Genomic DNA, 16,427 nt, shown 5'->3' with positions numbered 1-16,427 from the left:
GCCCCGCCCCGGCGGTCATCCTGACGGCCCTCACCTACCGGCACCAACGGGTGCAACGGCTGCGGCGCCTCCTGGGGCGCCGCAGCACGCGCCTGGCCGAAGGGTGTTTCGTGGTCGAGGGGACCAAGGTGCTGGGCGAGGCCCTGGCCGCGGGCGCCCGCGTCGAGTCGGTCTACGTCGACCGCTCCGCCGGCCCCGAAGAGGAGGCGGTCGTCGCCCGGGCCGCCGACGCCGGGTCCCGGGTCTTCGACCTGGCCCCCGGCGTGCTGGAGCGGGTGGCGGGCACCGTCACCCCCCAGGCCCTCCTCGCGGTGGTCGCCACCGTCGATGTCCCCCTGGAGCAGATCGACGTCGCCGGCCCGGCGCTGGTCGTGGTCTGCGCGGACGTGCGCGACCCGGGCAACGCCGGGACGGTCCTGCGCTCCGCTGAGGCCAGCGGCGCGGCCGCTGTGGTGTTTTGCGAAGGGTCGGTCGACCTGTACAACCCGAAGACCGTCCGGGCCTCCGCCGGGGCGGTGTTCCACGTCCCGGTGGTAGCCGGACCGTCGCCCGCCGACGCGCTCGACGCGCTCGGGGGCCTCGGCCTGCGCCGGCTGGGCACCGTCGCCCGCGACGGCGTCGCCTACACCGACACCGACCTTCGGGGACCGACCGCCCTGGTGCTCGGCAACGAGGCGACCGGTCTGCCGCCGTCGGTGGAGGGCCACCTCGACGGGCTGGTCACCATCCCGATGGCCGGGCGCTCCGAGTCACTCAACGTCGGCATGGCCGCCGCGGTGCTCTGCTTCGAGGCGGCCCGCCAGCGCCGGGCCCCCGCCGCGCTGACCCATGCCTGAGCCGGCGGTGCTCGCCGGCGAGGCGATCCCGGCCGAGGCGGTGCTGGCGGGCGGCGGCGCCCTCCTCGCGGCGCTGCCCGACGCCACGCTGGTCCTTGACGAAGCCCGGCGGATCACCGGGTACAACCAGGCGGCGGTCGCTCTCCTCGGCGGCGGCCCGCCGCTCGCCGGTCAGGACTGCCGAAGCGCCCTGTCGGCGCGCGACGACACCGGCCGGCCGCTGTGGCCCGACGGTTGGCCCCGCGGCGCGGCCCTCCGATCGGTGCGGGCGATCCCGCCGCGCCCGGTCACCGTGCGCAGGGCCGACGGCACAGACGTGACGGTCATCGCGGCCGGCACCTACCTGCGGGACCGGGCCGGGCTGGTCGCGGGAGCGGTCCTGTCGCTGCGGCGCCCACCGCGACGCGTCGGGGGCGAACCGAGCGCCATCGAGGTGGTGTCCACCGTCAGCCACGAGCTGCGCTCTCCGCTCACGTCGGTCAAGGGCTACACCAGCTTGATGCTCAACCGGTGGGACCGGCTGAGCGACGACCAGAAGCGGATGATGCTCGAACAGGTCAACCACGACGCCGACCGGGTGGTGCGCCTCATCACCGAGCTGCTCGACATCAGCCGGCTCGAGACCGGCCGCCTGGTCCTGCGCCGCCAGCTCGTCGACGTGGCCCGCCTGGCCGCGACCGTGGTCGCCAAGGTCCGCCTCGAGTACCCCGACCTCGACGCCGACATTCGCTTCGACGAGGCGATGCCCCAGGCGTGGGCCGACCCCGACAAGCTCGAGCAGGTCCTCACCAACCTGGTCGAGAACGCCTGCAAGTACGCCACGCCCGAAGGCCTTCTGGTGCAGGGACGGGTCACTCCCGCCACCCCGCCGCCCGGCGAGATGATCAACGTGGTGGTGACCGACCGGGGCGAGGGCATACCGTCGGGAGACCTGCCGAAGGTTTTCACCAAGTTCTTCCGCCGTTCCGAGGGCAAGCCCACCGGTTCGGGTCTCGGGCTGTGGATCAGCCGGGGACTGGTGGAGGCCCACGGCGGGGCGCTGACCGCCGAGTCCCCTCCCGGGCAGGGAGCCTCGTTCCGTTTCACCCTGCCCGTCGTCGATGTAGAGAAGCTCCAGGAGCCGTGACAGACCCCAAGCCCCAATCCCCCGACCACCTCGCCGAGCAGGTCGCCGCCGCCGAGGCGGCCGCCGCCGACGCGGTGGCCGGCGCGTCTTCGCCCGCCGAGCTGGGCCGGGTCCAGGCCGAGACGGTCGGCAAGCGCTCGGCGTTCGCCCGGCTGAACACCACCCTCGGGTCCCTCGACCCCGACGCCCGCCGGACGGCAGGCGCGGTGATCAACGCGGCCCGGGCCCGGGTGGTGGAACAGATCGAAGCCCGCCGCGTCGTGCTGGCCGCCGCCGAGCGCCACGCCCGCATCGAGGCCGAACGCCTCGACCTGACCGAGGCCGTGGCGCTGGCCGCTGGGGGAGAGAGCAGCCAACCGGTGCTGCGGGGCCACCTCAACTTGGTGACCCAGACCCGCGACGAGCTTGAGGACACCTTCGTGGCGCTCGGCTTCGCGGTCGCCGAGGGCCCCGAGGCCGAAACCGACTGGTACAACTTCGAGGCGCTCAACATGCCGCCGGCCCACCCGGCTCGGGGGATGTGGGACACCCTCTACCTGAAGCTCGGCGCGCCCGAGACCGTTCTCCTGCGCACCCACACCTCGCCGGTGCAGGTCCGCCTGATGGAGCGCCAGCGGCCGCCGATCTACGCGGTCATGCCAGGCCGCTGCTACCGGCGCGACACCCCCGACGCCCGCCACCTCCCGGTGTTCCACCAGATCGAAGGCCTAGTCGTCGACCGGGGCATCACCTTCGCCGACCTGGCCGGCACGATCGAGGCGTTCACCACGTCGTTCTTCGGTCCCGACATCCACTCCCGTCTGCGCCCGTCCTACTTCCCCTTCACCGAGCCGTCCGGCGAGTTCGAGGTCACCTGCCCCATCTGCGGCGGCGACGGCTGCCGGACCTGTTCGGGGTCGGGCTGGATCGAGCTCGGGGGGTGCGGGATGGTCGACCCCAACGTCTTCGCCGCGGTCGGGATCGACCCCGACGTGTACAGCGGCTTCGCGTTCGGGTTCGGGATCGACCGCCTGGCGCAGGTACGCACCGGCCTGGCCGACATGCGCGCCCTGCTCGACAACGACATCCGCTTCCTCACCCAGTTCTAGGAGCCACCCGTGCGAGCCCCTCTCTCCTGGCTGCGTGACTACGCGCCCTTCGACGCCCCCGTCGAGCAGCTGACGACCGCCTTCTCCGAGCTCGGCTTGGTCGTCGACGGCGTCGAGCGCATCGGCGCCGACCTGCGAGGCGTCGAGGTCGTGCGCATCCTCGACATCCGACCCCACCCGAAAGCCGACCGTATCCGCCTCGTCGACGTCGACCGGGGCGACGGCGACGCGCTCCAGATCGCCTGCGGCGCGTGGAACATGGCCGTCGGCGACCTGGTGCCCCTCGCCACCATCGGGACCGTCCTGCCCGGCGGCATGGAGATCGGCCGGCGCAAGATGATGGGCGAGTGGTCCAACGGGATGCTCTGCGCGCCCGGCGAGGTGGGCCTCCCCGAAGTGGCCGGCGTCGACGGCCTGCTGATCCTGCCGCCCGGCCTGGCCCCTCCCGGGACGCCCCTCGCCGAGGCCCTCGACCTGCGCCCCGACGTGGTGTTCGACCTGGACATCACCGCCAACCGACCCGACGCGTTGTGCATGGCCGGCATCGCCAGGGACCTGGCCGCCGCGCTGCACCTCCCTTTCGCCTACCCGGAGCTGGACACGCCGGCGGTCGACGGGTCCCTGCCCCGAGCCGCCATCACCGTCGAGGACCCCGACCTCTGCCCCCGCTTCACCGGCACGGTCCTCGCCGGCGTCGAGGTCGGGCCGTCACCGACGTGGCTGGCCCGCCGGCTGGCCCTGGCCGGGATGCGCCCGATCAACAACGTCGTCGACGTGTCCAACTACGTCATGCTCGACGTGGGCCAACCCAACCACGCCTACGACTTCGAGCGGCTGGCCGGCGGCGGCATCGTCGTGCGCCGGGCCGGGCCCGGCGAGACCGTAACCACCCTCGACGACGTCGAACGCTCCCTCGACACCGACGACTGCGTCATCTGCGACGCCACGTCCCGGCCGGTCGGGGTGGCCGGGATCATGGGCGGCGCGGCGTCGGAGACCACCGACGCGACCACCACGGTCCTGCTCGAGGCCGCCTACTTCACGCCCATGGCCATCGCCCGCACCGGCACCCGCCTCAAGCTGCACAGCGAGGCCCGGTACCGCTTCGAGCGGGGCATCGACCCGGAGATCGCCGACCGGGCGGTCGAGCGGTTCATCGGGCTGCTTCGCGAGTCGGGCTGCCCAGGCCTGCGCCGCGGCGCCACCGTCGACGTCCGAGCCGACGACCAGCTGCCGACCCCGCCGACGGTGCTGCTGCGCACCGAGCGGGTCAACGCCCTGCTCGGCACGTCGCTCGGCGAGGACGTCATCGCCGGGCTGCTGGACTCCATCGGCTTCGCCACCCACCACGCCGGCGACGGGGTGCAGTCGGTGGCGGTCCCGCCGTGGCGTCCCGACAGCTCCAGGGAGATCGACGTGATCGAGGAGGTGGCCCGCCTCCACGGCTACCGGCGCATCGAGCGGACGGTGCCCTCCGGCGAGCGGACCGCGGCCGGTCTCACCGCCTACCAGAAGCAGAGGCGGGCGGTGCGCGCCATCCTCGCCGGCGCCGGCCTGTCCGAGGCGTGGACCACCACCTTCCTGGCCCCCGGCGACCTGGAGCGCGCCGGTCTGTCCCCGCACGCGGTCGAGATCGAAAACCCGCTGGACCGCTCCGAGTCGATCCTGCGCACGTCGCTGCTCCCCGGGCTGCTCAAGGCGCTGCGCTTCAACGCCGACCGCCAGGAGCCGGACCTGCGGCTCTTCGAGATCGGGCGGGTGTTCGAGCCGCCGGCGGGGGACGCGGTGGTACCCGAGGAGATCGAGACCCTCGCCGCGGTCGCGTCCGGCGCCGGCGTCGACGGCCGGGTCGCAGCCCGGATCTGGGCGGTGCTCGTCGACGCCTTACGTCTCGAGGATCTCCAGGTGGTGGCCGGCGAAGTGCCGGGTTTGCACCCGGGGCGCTCGGCGCGCGTCGTCGGCCCCGACGGGCCGCTCGGCGTCCTCGGCGAGGTCGATCCCGACGTCAGCGCCGGCTACGGCGTCGCCGGCCGGGTGGCGTGGCTGAGCGTCGACCTGCCCCACCTGCTCGGCCTGCCCCGCCGCAGCCTCCAGGCCCGGCCGGTCAGCCGGTACCCGGCCAGCGACGTCGACCTGGCGTTCGTCGTGGCCGACACCGAGCCGGCCGCCGCGGTCCACGCCACCGTGGCCGCCGCGGCGGGGGAGCTGCTCGAGTCGGTGCGGCTCTTCGACGTGTACCGCGGCGTCGGCGACGACCGGCGCAGCCTGGCGTTCCGGCTGCGTTTCCGCAGCCCGGAGCGGACCCTGACCGACGCTGAGCTGGCCACGATCCGCTCCCGGGTCATCGAGGCGGTCGCCGCCGCGCACGGCGGCGAGCTGCGGGCCTGACGCCGGCTAGAACAGGCCGAGCGGCTCGGGGCTGTAGCTGACCAGGAGGTTCTTGGTCTGCGAATAGTGCTCGAGCATCATCCGGTGGTTCTCCCGACCGACGCCGGAGATCTTGTAACCACCGAACGCCGCGCCGGCGGGGTACAGGTGGTAGCAGTTGGTCCACACCCGGCCGGCCTGGATGGCCCGCCCGACGCGGTACGCCCGGCTGCCGTCGCGGGTCCACACCCCGGCCCCGAGGCCGTAGAGGGTGTCGTTGGCGATCCGGACGGCGTCGGCCTCGTCCTTGAAGGTGGTCACGGCCAGCACCGGCCCGAAGATCTCCTCTTGGAACACCCGCATGCCGTTGTCGCCCTTCAGCACGGTCGGGGCGAAGTAGTAGCCCTTCGACAAGTCACCGCCGGGCTCGACCCGGTGACCGCCGATCAGGCACTCGGCGCCCTCGTCGTGGCCGATCTCCACGTAGGAGGCGATCTTGTCCAGCTGGTGCTGGGAGACCTGCGGGCCGATCTGGGTGGTCGTGTCGAGCGGGTTGCCCTGGCGGATCTTCGCGATGCGGTCCAAGCAGCGGGCCATGAACTCGTCGTAGATCGACTCTTGGACCAGCGCCCGCGACGGGCAGGTGCACACCTCGCCCTTGTTGAACGCGTAGAGGACCAGGCCCTCCACGGCCTTGTCGAGGAACGCGTCGTCGGCCGCCATCACGTCGGCGAAGAAGATGCTCGGGGACTTCCCGCCGAGCTCGACGGTCGAGGGGATGATGTTCTCCGCCGCGTACTGCATGATCAGCCGGCCGGTCGTGGTTTCGCCGGTGAACGCGATCTTGCTGATCCGCGGGTTGGTGGCCAGCGCCTTGCCGATCTCCGCCCCGGGACCGGTCACGATGTTGAGCACCCCCGGGGGCAGCAGGTCGCCGATCACCTCGGCCAGCTTGAGGATCGACCACGGGGTCGGCGACGCCGGCTTGAGGACGACGCAGTTGCCTGCGGCCAGGGCCGGGGCCAGCTTCCAGGCCGCCATCAGCAGCGGGAAGTTGAACGGGATGATCTGCCCGACGACGCCGAGCGGCTCGTGGAAGTGGTAGGCGACGGTGTCCTTGTCGATCTCGGTGCTCGACCCTTCCAGGGACCGGGTCTCTCCGGCGAAGTAGCGGAAGTGGTCGGCGGAGAGGGGGATGTCGGCGGCGAGGGTCTCGCGCACTGGCTTGCCGTTCTCCCACGTCTCGGCCACCGCCAGCATCTCCAGGTTGGCCTCGATGGCGTCCGCGATGCGGTTGAGGACCTTGGCCCGCTCGGTCAGTGACGTCTCGGCCCACGCCTGCTTGGCTGCGTGGGCGGCGTCGAGGGCCAGCTCGATGTCCTCCGCGCTGGAGCGGGCCACCTCGCAGATCGGCTCGCCGTTGACCGGCGACAGGTCGAGCATGTACTCGCCGTGGACCGGCTCGACCCACTTGCCCCCGATGTAGTTCTCGTAGCGGGACTTGACCTCGACGATGCTCCCCGGCTGGCCCGGAGGGGTGTACACGGTTCCCTGGACGGTCTTCTCTGTCGTCGTCACGGTCATGGTCAGGTCTCCTTGCGGTGCTGCGTCTGTGCCTTCCACCGAAAGGCGGCACAGGCGTCTCGGCGGGAGACTGTTGTCGCCGCTGACGCTACGGCTCGCCCTGGCCGGCACCCAGGGCCGAAGGTAACCGGCCGCCGACGCATGGGACCCTTTCTCGGCCGGCGGGTAGGGATACCCCCACGCCGGGGACACGGGAGGGCCCCATTCCAGGCCCCGGGCGGCTGGCTTAGGGCCGAAGCGTGATCCGAACCGTCCTGCGCCCCTGGCGGCCCAGCACCCTGTGGGGACTGGCCTACCTGGCGACCGACGTCACGGTCGGGTGGGTCCCCTTCGCCGTGGTCGCGGTGATCCTGGCGGTCGGCCTGTCGTTCCTCGCCAGCATCGTCCTCAGCCTGGCGGCCGTCCCGATCCTCTGGCTGGGCTTCGCCCTGGCCGAGGGGCTGGGCCGCGTCGGGCGGTCCCGGGCGGCGGCTCTCCTCGGCGTCGAGCTGGCCTACCCGCACCAGCCGCTGACCGCCCCGTCGCGCCTGGGGCGCATGTCCGCCCGGCTGCGCAGCGCCAGCCGGTGGCGGGAGATCGCCTACCTGCTGGTCGAGCCGTTGGTCGGCGGCCTCCTCGGAGCGGTGGCGATCACCGCCTGGGCCGCCGGCGCGGTCCTCGCCGGGCTGCCCCTGTTCGGCCCGTTGCTGCCCGACCGGCGGGCCCATTTCGGGATCGTCACCTTCGACGCCGGACGCCCGTGGGCGACCCTGCTCGGCGCCGCGGTCCTCGCCGTCGTCGCCCCGTGGCTGACCGTGACCGCCGTCGCCGCGGTCAGCAGCCTGGCCCGGAACCTGCTCGCGGCCCGCCCCGAGCCGCTCCTCGCGGCGCGGGTGGCCAAGCTGGAGGAGAGCCGGGGCGCGGCGGTCGCCGGCGCAGAGACCGAACGCCAGCGCATCGAACGCGACCTCCACGACGGCGCCCAGCAGCGGCTGGTCAGCCTGGCTATGGAGCTGGGGCGGGCCAGGGAGAGCTTCGACGCCGACCCGGAACGGGCCAGGGCTCTCATCGGCACCGCCCACGACGAGGCCAAGGCGGCTCTCTCCGAGCTGCGGGACCTGGTGCGGGGCATCCACCCGGCGGTGCTGTCGGATCGGGGCCTCGACGCGGCCCTGTCCGCGGTGGTGGCCCGCTGCCCGGTGCCTGTAGACCTGCGCGTCGAGCTGCCCCGTCGCCTGCCCGCCCCGGTGGAGAGCGCGGCGTACTTCGTGGTCACCGAGGCGCTGACCAACGTGGCCCGCCACAGCGGCGCGACCCGCGCCAGCGTCAGCGTGGCTGCCGGCCCGGCGTCGCTGGTCGTCGACGTGCGCGACGACGGCCACGGCGGCGCCGATCCCTCCGGGAGCGGCCTCGCCGGCCTCGACGCCCGGGTCCGGGCCCTCGAGGGGTGGATGACGGTGATCAGCCCGCCCGGCGGACCGACCAGCGTGATCGTGGAGATCCCGTGCGCATCGTGATCGCCGAGGATTCGGTGCTGCTGCGCGCCGGTCTCACCAGGCTCCTGGAGGAGGCCGGCGAGGAAGTGGTGGCCGCGGTCGGCGACGCCCCGGCGCTGCTCGACGTGGCCTGCCGGCTGCAGCCCGACGTCGCCATCGTCGACGTCCGGATGCCGCCCGACCTCACCGACGACGGCCTGCGGGCCGCGGTGCAGATCCGCCGCGACTGCCCGGCGGTGGGCATCCTCGTCCTCTCCCAGTACGTCGAGGAGACCTACGCCACCGAGCTGATCGCGGCGGGCACCGAGCGGCTCGGCTACCTGGTCAAAGACCGCGTCGCGGACGTCCCCGAGTTCCTCGACGCGGTGCGCCGGGTCGGGTCGGGCGGCACCGCCCTCGACCCGGAGGTGATCAGCCAGCTCCTGGCCCGCAGCCGCCAGCGCGATCCGCTGGCCCGGCTGTCCAAGCGGGAACGCGAAGTCCTGTCCCTGATGGCCGAGGGGCGCAGCAACCAGGCCATCGCCGCCAACCTGATCGTGTCCGACAAAGCAGTGGAGAAGCACGTGAGCAGCATCTTCGCCAAGCTCGACCTGCCCCCCGCCGAGTCCGACCACCGTCGGGTGCTCGCCGTGCTGCGGTGGTCCCAGCAATGACCGGCCCTGACGGGACCGGCGGTTCGACCTTCGGTGTGATCGCCCCGGCCAGCCACGCCCGGGGGTGGCGCGCCGCGGGTCTCTCGCTCCTCGTCGTCGCCTTGGTCGGCGCCGGCTGGTCGGTGCTCGGCAACGTCGCCCGCCAGCCGATCCACCACAGCCGCAGCTTCGCCGGTCCCGTCACCGCCGTCGACGTCGACGTCTCCAACGGATCGGTGACCGTCGTCGCCGGCCCCGGCCAAGGGGTCCGGGTCGTGGCCGCCGGCGACCGCGGCCTGAGCACACCGAGCGACGACGAGCAGCTGGCGGGCGGTGTGTTGAAGATCCGCTCCGGCTGCGCCCTGCCCCTCGACAACACGTGGTGCCGGCTGTCCTACACGGTGACCGCACCGGCCGGCGCGGCTGTCTACGCCCACTCCGGTAACGGCACGGTGACCGTCAGCGGTGTGCACGGCGACGTCGACGCGTCCAGCGGCAACGGCACTGTGCGCCTCTCCGGGCTGGGCGGCGCCCTGCGGGCCCACTCCGGCAACGGGTCGGTGATCGCCGTCGGGCTGGCCGACCCGACCGTCACGGCCAGCAGCGGCAACGGGTCGGTCAGCCTCGCCTTCGCGGCCGCGCCTCTCCAGGTCGGCGCCCACTCCGGCAACGGGACGGTGACGGTCACCGTTCCCGCCGCCAGCGGCCCGTACCACGTCATCGCCGGCGCCCACACGACCATCGAAATCCCCACCGACCCAACCGCGGCGCGCACCATCAACGCGTCGAGCTCGAACGGGTCGGTCAGGTTGCGATCCGGCTGAACCCCCGGCGCCCGGTCCCGCACCGGGCCCGTCGCACACCCCGCAGTACCCCGGGCGCGTCCAGCCGGCGCGCCCTTCCTCCCCTCGCGTCCCGAAAGGAACCCTCAATGCTCCGACGCCTCGCGTCCTCATGCTTCCGCCACCCCCGCCGGGTGCTGGGCGGCTGGCTCCTGCTGCTCGTCGTCGCCGTCGGCGTCGGCCAGGCCGCGGGAGGCACCTGGCTCACCGCCGACCGCCTCCCCGGCACCGACTCCCAAAAGGCGTACGACGTACTGGCCCGCAACCTGCCGGCCAAGGACGCCCAGAGCGACAGCGTCGTGTTCTCGCCCGTCGCCGGCCATAACCCTGCGGTCACCGCGTTCTTGCAGCAGGCCGCGCAGGTACCCGGAGTGGTCACCGTCGGGCCGCTGCAGATGGCGCCTAGAGGCTCGCCGGTCGGCCGGGCGGAACTGTCCCTCGCCGTCGGGCACCCCGCCGCGGCGGCCGCCACCACCCTCGAGCAGCGGGCCCGTGCCCTCCAACGCCAGGGGGTCACCGTGGCCTTCAGCGGAGACGCGTTCAGCAGCGGGTCGGTTCCCTCCTCGGAGATCATCGGGATCCTCGCCGCGCTGGTTGTGCTGGTGATCGCCTTCGGGTCGCTGATCGCGGCCGGGCCGCCGATCCTCGTCGCCCTGCTCGGGATCGGTGTGGCGATCCCCGGCGTTCAGGTGCTCTCCCACCTGGTCGGCATGGCCGACTTCACCACCCAGGTGGTGGCCATGATCGGCATCGGCGTCGGGATCGACTACTCCCTGCTGATCCTCACCCGCTACCGGACCGCCCGGGCGGCCGGCCGCGGCCATCACGACGCCGCGGTCGAAGCCGTCGGGCGCGCCGGGCGGGCAGTGGTCCTCGCCGGAGCGACGGTCATGGTGTCCTCGCTCGGGATGATGCTGATCGGCATGGCCACCTTCACCGGCCTGGCGGTGGGGCTGGCCTTCGGGGTGGCCGTCGCGGTCGCCGCCGGGCTCACCCTGCTGCCCGCCATGATCGCCTTGCTCGGCGACCGCCTCGACGCCGGTCGGGGGCGGGGCCGGCGCCGGGGTCGCGTCGGCGCCGGCGGCAGGGTCGGCGGCGGGGCCCGGTGGGCGGCCGTGGTCACCCGCCGGCCCCGCCAGTGGGCCCTGGCCGCGCTCGTCGTCGCGGTGGTGCTGGCCGTGCCCTTCGCCCGCTTGCACCTCGGCCAGCCGGGGGCGGCCACCGACCCCGCCGGCAGCACGACCCGCACCGCCTACCACCTCACCGCGTCGGCTTTCGGCCCCGGGACGGAAGGACCGATCCTCGTCGTGGTCGACGGTCCCGGCGTGACCCGCGGCGGCGCCGGGGCGGTGGCGGCGACGGTGGCCAAGGTGGCGGGGGTGGCCTCCGTCGGCCCGGTGCAGACGTCGCCCTCCGGGCGCGTCGCGGTGTTCGAGGCGGTCCCGACGACCGGCCCCGCGTCGCCGGCCACCGAACACCTGCTGCGCCACCTGCGCCACGATGTCGTACCCGCCATGGAACGCTCCGACGGGGTCGCGGTCCACCTGGGCGGCGACACCGCGAGCAGCATCGACTTCGCCGCCTACACGGCGCAGCGCCTGCCCCTCTTCGTCGGCGCGGTCCTCGCCATCTCCATGCTCCTGCTCATGGTGATGCTGCGATCGGTACTGGTGCCGCTCAAGGCCGTCGTGCTCAACCTGGTGTCGGTGGCCGCCTCCTTCGGGGTCATCGTGGCGGTGTTCCAGTGGGGGTGGGGGACCGGGCTGCTCGGCACCTCGGCCGCCCCGATCGCCCCTTGGATCCCGGTCATGGTCTTCGCCATCGTGTTCGGCCTGTCGATGGACTACGAGGTGTTCCTCGTCAGCGCCATCAGGGAATCGTGGGACGGCGGCGCCGGCCCCCGCCTGTCGGTGATCACCGGCATGGCCTCCACGTCGCGACTGATCACCGCCGCCGCGACGATCATGGTCCTGGTGTTCGGCTCCTTCGCCACCTCGAACCTGGTGGCTCTCAAAGTGCTCGGCGTCGGCCTGGCCGTCGCCATCGCGTTCGACGCCACGGTGGTGCGACTGGTCCTGGCCCCGTCGATCATGACCGTCCTCGGCAAGTGGACGTGGTGGATGCCAGGCCGAGCCGTCCGCCCCGAAGCCCCCGCAGACGAGCTCCCCAAGGCGCTCAGGCCGCGGGCAGGGAGCTCAGCCGCCGGATCCGGGTGATCCGGTCGGTGCGGTAGCTGGCTACCTTGACGCTCCAGCTGTCCAGCGGTCGGGGTCGGTCGTTGCCGTAGAAGGTGGTGAGGGGGCCCTCCTGACAGTAGGAGTCGGCCCCCTCCACCTGCTCCACGGAGTCGTCGCTGAGCGTCACCTCGAAGGCCATGGGCCCATCATGCGCCGGTCCGCCTGTGCGCAACCAGACCCCGGTCGCTGTGACTTCGATGTGCACAACAAGCCGGTTGTCCACAGGCCCGGGCCGCTACCCGGTCGCATGACTATGCACCGCTGTGTATGATCGTCGGCGTGTCGTCTTCCCGCCAGGCTGCGGTCCTCGGTGCCTCCGGCTTCGCCGGGGCCGAGCTTTTGCGCCTGCTCGCCGGCCACCCGCACCTGAACGTGACGGCGGTCAGCGCGGAGAGCCAGTCGGGGGTCCCTGTCGCTGAGCTGTACCCCAGCCTGGCCGGGGTGTACCCCGACACCGTCTACGCCCCGACCGGCGTGGAGGCCGCGGAGGGCGCCGACGTGGTGTTCCTGGCGTTGCCTCACGGCGCCTCGCAGGATCTGGTGGCCGCACTGATCGAGGATCACGAGCTGGTGGTCGACCTGGCCGCGGACTTCCGGCTGAAGGACCCCGAGCTGTACCCGACGTGGTACGGCGAGGCCCACCGCTACCCCGAGCTGCTGCCCGCCGCGGCCTTCGGTCTCCCCGAGCTGTTCCGCGACGACCTGCCGGGCGCCGGGCTGGTCGCCGCCGCCGGCTGCTACGTGACCGCCGCGTCGCTGGCCATCGCCCCGCTCGTGCGGGCCGGGGCGGTCGAAGCGACCGGCGTCATCGTCGACGCGGCCAGCGGCGTGTCCGGCGCCGGCCGGGCCTTGAAGGCCAACACCCACTTCAACTCCGTCGACGAGGACTTCAGCGCCTACGGGCTGCTCAATCACCGCCACACGCCCGAGATCGAGCAGGCCACCGGCGCCCAGGTCCTGTTCACCCCGCACCTGGCACCCATGAACCGCGGCATCCTGGCCACCTGCTACCTGCGGCCCACTCCCGGTGCGCCCGACCCCCTCGAGGTGCTGCGCGACGCGTACCGGGGTGAGCCCTTCGTCGTGGTGTCGGAACGGTCCCCCTCGACCAAGGCCACCCTCGGCTCCAACACCGCGCACTTGACCGCCCGGCGCGACCCCCGCACCGGATGGGTGGTGGCCATCTGCGCGCTCGACAACCTGACCAAAGGAGCTGCGGGCCAGGCCATCCAGTGCGCCAACGCGGCCCTCGGCTACGACGAGACCGCCGGCCTCCCGATCGCGGGTCTCTACCCTTGACGCCCGAGGTCAAAGCCGGCGTGCTGGTCGAGGCGCTGCCCTACATCCGGCGCTTCTGGGGTCAGGTGGTGGTCGTCAAGTACGGCGGCAACGCCATGGGCGCGGACGGCGGCGCCGAGGACCTGGCCGGCTTCGCCCGCGACGTGGTCCTCATGCGCAGCGTGGGCATGCACCCGTTGGTGGTCCACGGCGGCGGCCCGCAGATCGGCGAGATGATGGAGAGGTTGGGCAAGGTCCCCGAGTTCCGCGACGGCCTGCGGGTGACCGACGCCGAGACGCTCGACATCGCCCGGATGGTGCTGGTCGGGAAGGTCAACCGGGATCTGGTCTCCGCCATCAACGTCCACGCCCCGCTCGCCGTCGGCGTGTCGGGCGAGGACGCCTCCATCCTCACCGCGACGGAGCGGGACCCGGCCCTCGGCTTCGTCGGCGACGTCGCCACCGTCGCCCCCGACCTCCTGCGCCGGCTCATGGCCGAGGACCTGATCCCCGTCGTCGCCACGATCGGCACCGACGGCGCCGGTCAGGCGTACAACATCAACGCCGACACCGCGGCGGGGGCCATCGCCGCGGCCGTCGGCGCGGCGAAGCTGGTGTACCTCACCGACGTGGACGGCATCCGCACCGACAAGACCGACCCCTCCACCCGCATATCGCAGATCACCGCCGACGACCTCGAGCCGCTCCTCGCCGACGGCACCGTCGGCGAGGGGATGATCCCGAAGGTCCGCAGCTGCGTCGCCGCGGTGCGCGCCGGGGTCGGCTCCGCGCACGTCCTCGACGGGCGCGCCCCCCACGCCCTGCTCCTCGAGATCTTCACCGACGAAGGGATCGGAACGATGGTGCTCCCATGAGCGACGCTGCGCCCGGCTACCGGGCCCACCTGATGTCGACCTACCCCGAACCGCCCGTGACCTTCGTGCGCGGCTCGGGAGCCCACCTCTTCGACGACGACGGCAAGGAGTACCTGGACTTCCTGTCCGGGCTGGCCGTCACGTCCCTCGGCCACGCCCATCCGACGGTCGCGGCGGCGATCTGCGAGCAGGCCACGACGCTGCTGCACACCTCCAACCTGTACGGCACCCGCCCCGGGCCGGAGGTGGCGGCCACCCTCGACCGGCTGATCGACGCCGGGCCGGGCAAGGTGTTCTTCACCAACAGCGGCGCCGAGGCCAACGAGTGCGCCATCAAGCTGGCCCGGAAGTGGGCCGGTCCGGTCGTCGGCGGCCAAGGCCGCTACGTGGTGATCAGCGCGTTCGGCAGCTTCCACGGCCGCACCCTGGCCACCCTGCACGCCACCGGGCAGCCGGCCAAGCACGAGCCGTTCCAGCCCCTGCCCGAAGGGTTCCGGCACGTGGCGTGGAACGACGCCGCGGCGCTGGAGGCGGCCATCGACCCGTCCGTCGCCGCGGTGCTGATCGAGCCGCTGCAAGGTGAGGGAGGCGTCAACCCGGCCGGTCCCGGCTACTTCGCCGCGGTTCGCCGGCTCTGCGACGAGCGGGACCTGCTGATGATCGTCGACGAGGTCCAAGCCGGGCTCGGCCGCACCGGCCGCTGGTTCGGTTTCCAGCACTACGACGTGCAGCCCGACATCGTCACCATGGCCAAGGCGCTGGGCAACGGCATGCCGATCGGCGCCTGCTGGGCCCGCGACGAGGTCGCCGCCTCGTTCGTGCCCGGCGACCACGGGACCACCTACGGCGGCCAGCCCCTGGCGGCGTCGGCGGCCAAGGCGGTCCTGGCCGTCATGGAGGCCGAGGACGCCCCCGCCCGGGCCGAGAAGGCCGGCGCCCACCTGGCGTCCGCCCTGCGCCAGCTTCCCGGCGTCGCGTCGGTCCGGGGACTCGGCCTGCTGCTCGCCGCCGAACTCGACCCGGGCCTCGACGCCCGGGCGGTCGCCGCCGCGGCGCTCGGCGAAGGCCTGGTCGTCAACCCGGTGACCGCCACGTCGCTGCGCCTCGCGCCGTCGCTGCTGGTCAGCGCCGACGAGATCGACGAAGCCATCCGCCGCCTGGGCCGGGCCCTGGCCGCGACACCCGGATCGGACGCATGAGACACGTTCTCGACATCGACAACCTGACCCCCGACGACCTCACGACGGTCCTCGACCTGGCCGAGGTGGTCCCCGCCCCGCAGGTGATGGCCGGTCGGGGCGCGGCGCTCATCTTCGAGAAGCCCTCCAACCGCACCCGCAACTCCACCGAGATGGCCGTCGTCGGCCTCGGCGGCCACCCGGTGACCATCCGGGCCGAGGAGATCGGCCTCGGCGTCCGCGAGCCGGTACGGGACGTCACGATGGTCCTGGCCCAGTACCACGCGGTGCTCGGCGCCCGGGTGTTCGAGCACCGGGTGCTCGAGGAGATGGCTGCCCTCGACGTGATCCCGGTGGTCAACCTGCTCTCCGACGTCGCCCACCCCTGCCAGGCGCTGGCCGATCTCCTCACCCTCCGCCAGCGCTGGGGGGCCCTGGCCGGGCGCACCCTGGCGTGGGTCGGGGACGGCAACAACGTCGCCCGGAGCCTGACCCTGGCCGCGGCGATGAGCGGGATCACGGTGCGCGTGGCGTGCCCGCCCGGTCACGGCCTCGACGAGGTGGCGCTCGACGCGGCCCGCGGGTTCGGTCCCGTCGAAGTCGTCGCCACCCCGGCCGACGCGGTCGCCGGCGCCGACGTCGTGGTCACCGACACCTGGGTGTCGATGGGCCAGGAGGACCAGCAAGCGGCCCGCCTGGACGCCTTCGCCGGCTATCAGGTGAACTCCAAGCTGATGTCGGGAGCCGGGCCAGACGCGGTGTTCCTCCACTGCCTGCCGGCCCACCGGGGCGAGGAGGTCACCGCCGAGGTGATCGACGGGCCGGCCAGCCTGGTGTGGGCCGAAGCGGCCAACCGGATGCACGCGGCGCGCGGCCTGCTGCAGTGGATATTGCGGTGAGGGGCGCACG

At 73.1% G+C, this 16,427-nt stretch carries 14 protein-coding genes; 12 read left to right on the top strand and 2 right to left on the bottom strand.

Annotation, left to right across the window (positions count from 1 at the left end; genetic code table 11):
* The first annotated feature begins 50 nt into the window (after window positions 1-50).
* The 4 genes from K6U06_RS10415 to pheT are packed head-to-tail and all read left to right on the top strand — an operon-like array spanning window position 51 to window position 5,438.
* Window positions 51-836: a TrmH family RNA methyltransferase gene (locus tag K6U06_RS10415; RefSeq protein WP_410051016.1), complete on the top strand. Its 786-nt coding sequence runs from the start codon at window positions 51-53 to the stop codon at window positions 834-836.
* Window positions 829-1,962: a PAS domain-containing sensor histidine kinase gene (locus tag K6U06_RS10410; protein ID WP_262321862.1), complete on the top strand. Its 1,134-nt coding sequence runs from the start codon at window positions 829-831 to the stop codon at window positions 1,960-1,962. The genes K6U06_RS10415 and K6U06_RS10410 overlap by 8 nt, the downstream gene beginning before the upstream one ends.
* Window positions 1,959-3,050: a phenylalanine--tRNA ligase subunit alpha gene (gene pheS, locus K6U06_RS10405; protein ID WP_262321861.1), complete on the top strand. Its 1,092-nt coding sequence runs from the start codon at window positions 1,959-1,961 to the stop codon at window positions 3,048-3,050. Before K6U06_RS10410 ends, pheS begins: the two co-directional genes overlap by 4 nt.
* 9 nt (window positions 3,051-3,059) lie before the next feature.
* A complete protein-coding gene (gene pheT, locus K6U06_RS10400) occupies window positions 3,060-5,438 on the top strand; it encodes a phenylalanine--tRNA ligase subunit beta (protein WP_262321860.1) in 2,379 nt (792 codons plus the stop codon).
* 6 nt (window positions 5,439-5,444) lie between these two features.
* Here the strand turns inward: pheT and K6U06_RS10395 are convergent, their stop codons facing one another.
* Complete coding sequence (locus tag K6U06_RS10395; protein ID WP_262321859.1) at window positions 5,445-7,001, bottom strand: aldehyde dehydrogenase family protein; 1,557 nt, start codon at window positions 6,999-7,001, stop codon at window positions 5,445-5,447.
* A gap of 239 nt (window positions 7,002-7,240) precedes the next feature.
* Between K6U06_RS10395 and K6U06_RS10390 the strand changes: the two genes are divergently transcribed.
* The 4 genes from K6U06_RS10390 to K6U06_RS10375 all read left to right on the top strand — a co-directional run bounded on the left by K6U06_RS10390 (window position 7,241) and on the right by K6U06_RS10375 (window position 12,166).
* Complete coding sequence (locus K6U06_RS10390; RefSeq protein WP_262321858.1) at window positions 7,241-8,497, top strand: sensor histidine kinase; 1,257 nt, start codon at window positions 7,241-7,243, stop codon at window positions 8,495-8,497.
* Entirely contained in the window at window positions 8,485-9,129 is a 645-nt protein-coding gene (locus K6U06_RS10385; RefSeq protein WP_262321857.1) for a response regulator, read from the top strand. Before K6U06_RS10390 ends, K6U06_RS10385 begins: the two co-directional genes overlap by 13 nt.
* Window positions 9,126-9,932, top strand: coding sequence for a DUF4097 domain-containing protein (locus K6U06_RS10380; RefSeq protein ID WP_262321856.1), 807 nt, complete (start codon window positions 9,126-9,128; stop codon window positions 9,930-9,932). The genes K6U06_RS10385 and K6U06_RS10380 overlap by 4 nt, the downstream gene beginning before the upstream one ends.
* 107 nt (window positions 9,933-10,039) lie before the next feature.
* The gene (locus tag K6U06_RS10375; RefSeq protein ID WP_262321855.1) at window positions 10,040-12,166 is read left to right on the top strand and encodes an MMPL family transporter; all 2,127 of its coding nucleotides are present in this window, start codon (window positions 10,040-10,042) and stop codon (window positions 12,164-12,166) included.
* On the opposite strand, the gene K6U06_RS10370 is transcribed toward K6U06_RS10375, so the two are convergent.
* The gene (locus K6U06_RS10370; RefSeq protein ID WP_262321854.1) at window positions 12,126-12,326 is read right to left on the bottom strand and encodes a hypothetical protein; all 201 of its coding nucleotides are present in this window, start codon (window positions 12,324-12,326) and stop codon (window positions 12,126-12,128) included. The two genes, K6U06_RS10375 and K6U06_RS10370, sit on opposite strands and share 41 nt — an antisense overlap.
* 140 nt (window positions 12,327-12,466) lie before the next feature.
* On the opposite strand from K6U06_RS10370, the gene argC reads away from it, so the two are divergent.
* Genes argC through argF form a run of 4 tightly spaced genes read left to right on the top strand, consistent with a single transcriptional unit; the run spans window position 12,467 to window position 16,417 of the window.
* Window positions 12,467-13,486 carry an N-acetyl-gamma-glutamyl-phosphate reductase gene (gene argC / locus K6U06_RS10365; RefSeq protein WP_262321853.1) on the top strand — a complete coding sequence of 340 codons (1,020 nt, stop codon included), beginning with the start codon at window positions 12,467-12,469 and terminating at the stop codon, window positions 13,484-13,486.
* A complete protein-coding gene (gene argB / locus K6U06_RS10360) occupies window positions 13,483-14,340 on the top strand; it encodes an acetylglutamate kinase (RefSeq protein ID WP_262321852.1) in 858 nt (285 codons plus the stop codon). Before argC ends, argB begins: the two co-directional genes overlap by 4 nt.
* Complete coding sequence (locus tag K6U06_RS10355) at window positions 14,337-15,539, top strand: acetylornithine transaminase (RefSeq protein WP_262321851.1); 1,203 nt, start codon at window positions 14,337-14,339, stop codon at window positions 15,537-15,539. Before argB ends, K6U06_RS10355 begins: the two co-directional genes overlap by 4 nt.
* Window positions 15,536-16,417 (top strand): ornithine carbamoyltransferase, encoded by an 882-nt coding sequence (gene argF / locus K6U06_RS10350; RefSeq protein WP_262321850.1) that lies wholly within the window; start codon window positions 15,536-15,538, stop codon window positions 16,415-16,417. The genes K6U06_RS10355 and argF overlap by 4 nt, the downstream gene beginning before the upstream one ends.
* Window positions 16,418-16,427 lie beyond the last annotated feature (10 nt).

Source organism: Acidiferrimicrobium sp. IK (assembly GCF_025499425.1).
GTDB lineage: Bacteria > Actinomycetota > Acidimicrobiia > Acidimicrobiales > Palsa-688 > Acidiferrimicrobium.
Note: the sequence above shows the minus strand (reverse complement) of the source record. Positions and strands in the feature narration are given on the sequence as shown.

Excerpts from the sequence above, each read along its gene's own strand:
- K6U06_RS10375 (WP_262321855.1), top strand. The coding sequence starts at position 10,040 with ATGCTCCGACGCCTCGCGTCCTCATGCTTCCGCCACCCCCGCCGGGTG.
- K6U06_RS10370 (WP_262321854.1), bottom strand. The coding sequence starts at position 12,326 with ATGGCCTTCGAGGTGACGCTCAGCGACGACTCCGTGGAGCAGGTGGAG.
- K6U06_RS10395 (WP_262321859.1), bottom strand. The coding sequence starts at position 7,001 with ATGACCGTGACGACGACAGAGAAGACCGTCCAGGGAACCGTGTACACC.
- argF (WP_262321850.1), top strand. The coding sequence starts at position 15,536 with ATGAGACACGTTCTCGACATCGACAACCTGACCCCCGACGACCTCACG.
- K6U06_RS10410 (WP_262321862.1), top strand. The coding sequence starts at position 829 with ATGCCTGAGCCGGCGGTGCTCGCCGGCGAGGCGATCCCGGCCGAGGCG.
- K6U06_RS10355 (WP_262321851.1), top strand. The coding sequence starts at position 14,337 with ATGAGCGACGCTGCGCCCGGCTACCGGGCCCACCTGATGTCGACCTAC.
- K6U06_RS10380 (WP_262321856.1), top strand. The coding sequence starts at position 9,126 with ATGACCGGCCCTGACGGGACCGGCGGTTCGACCTTCGGTGTGATCGCC.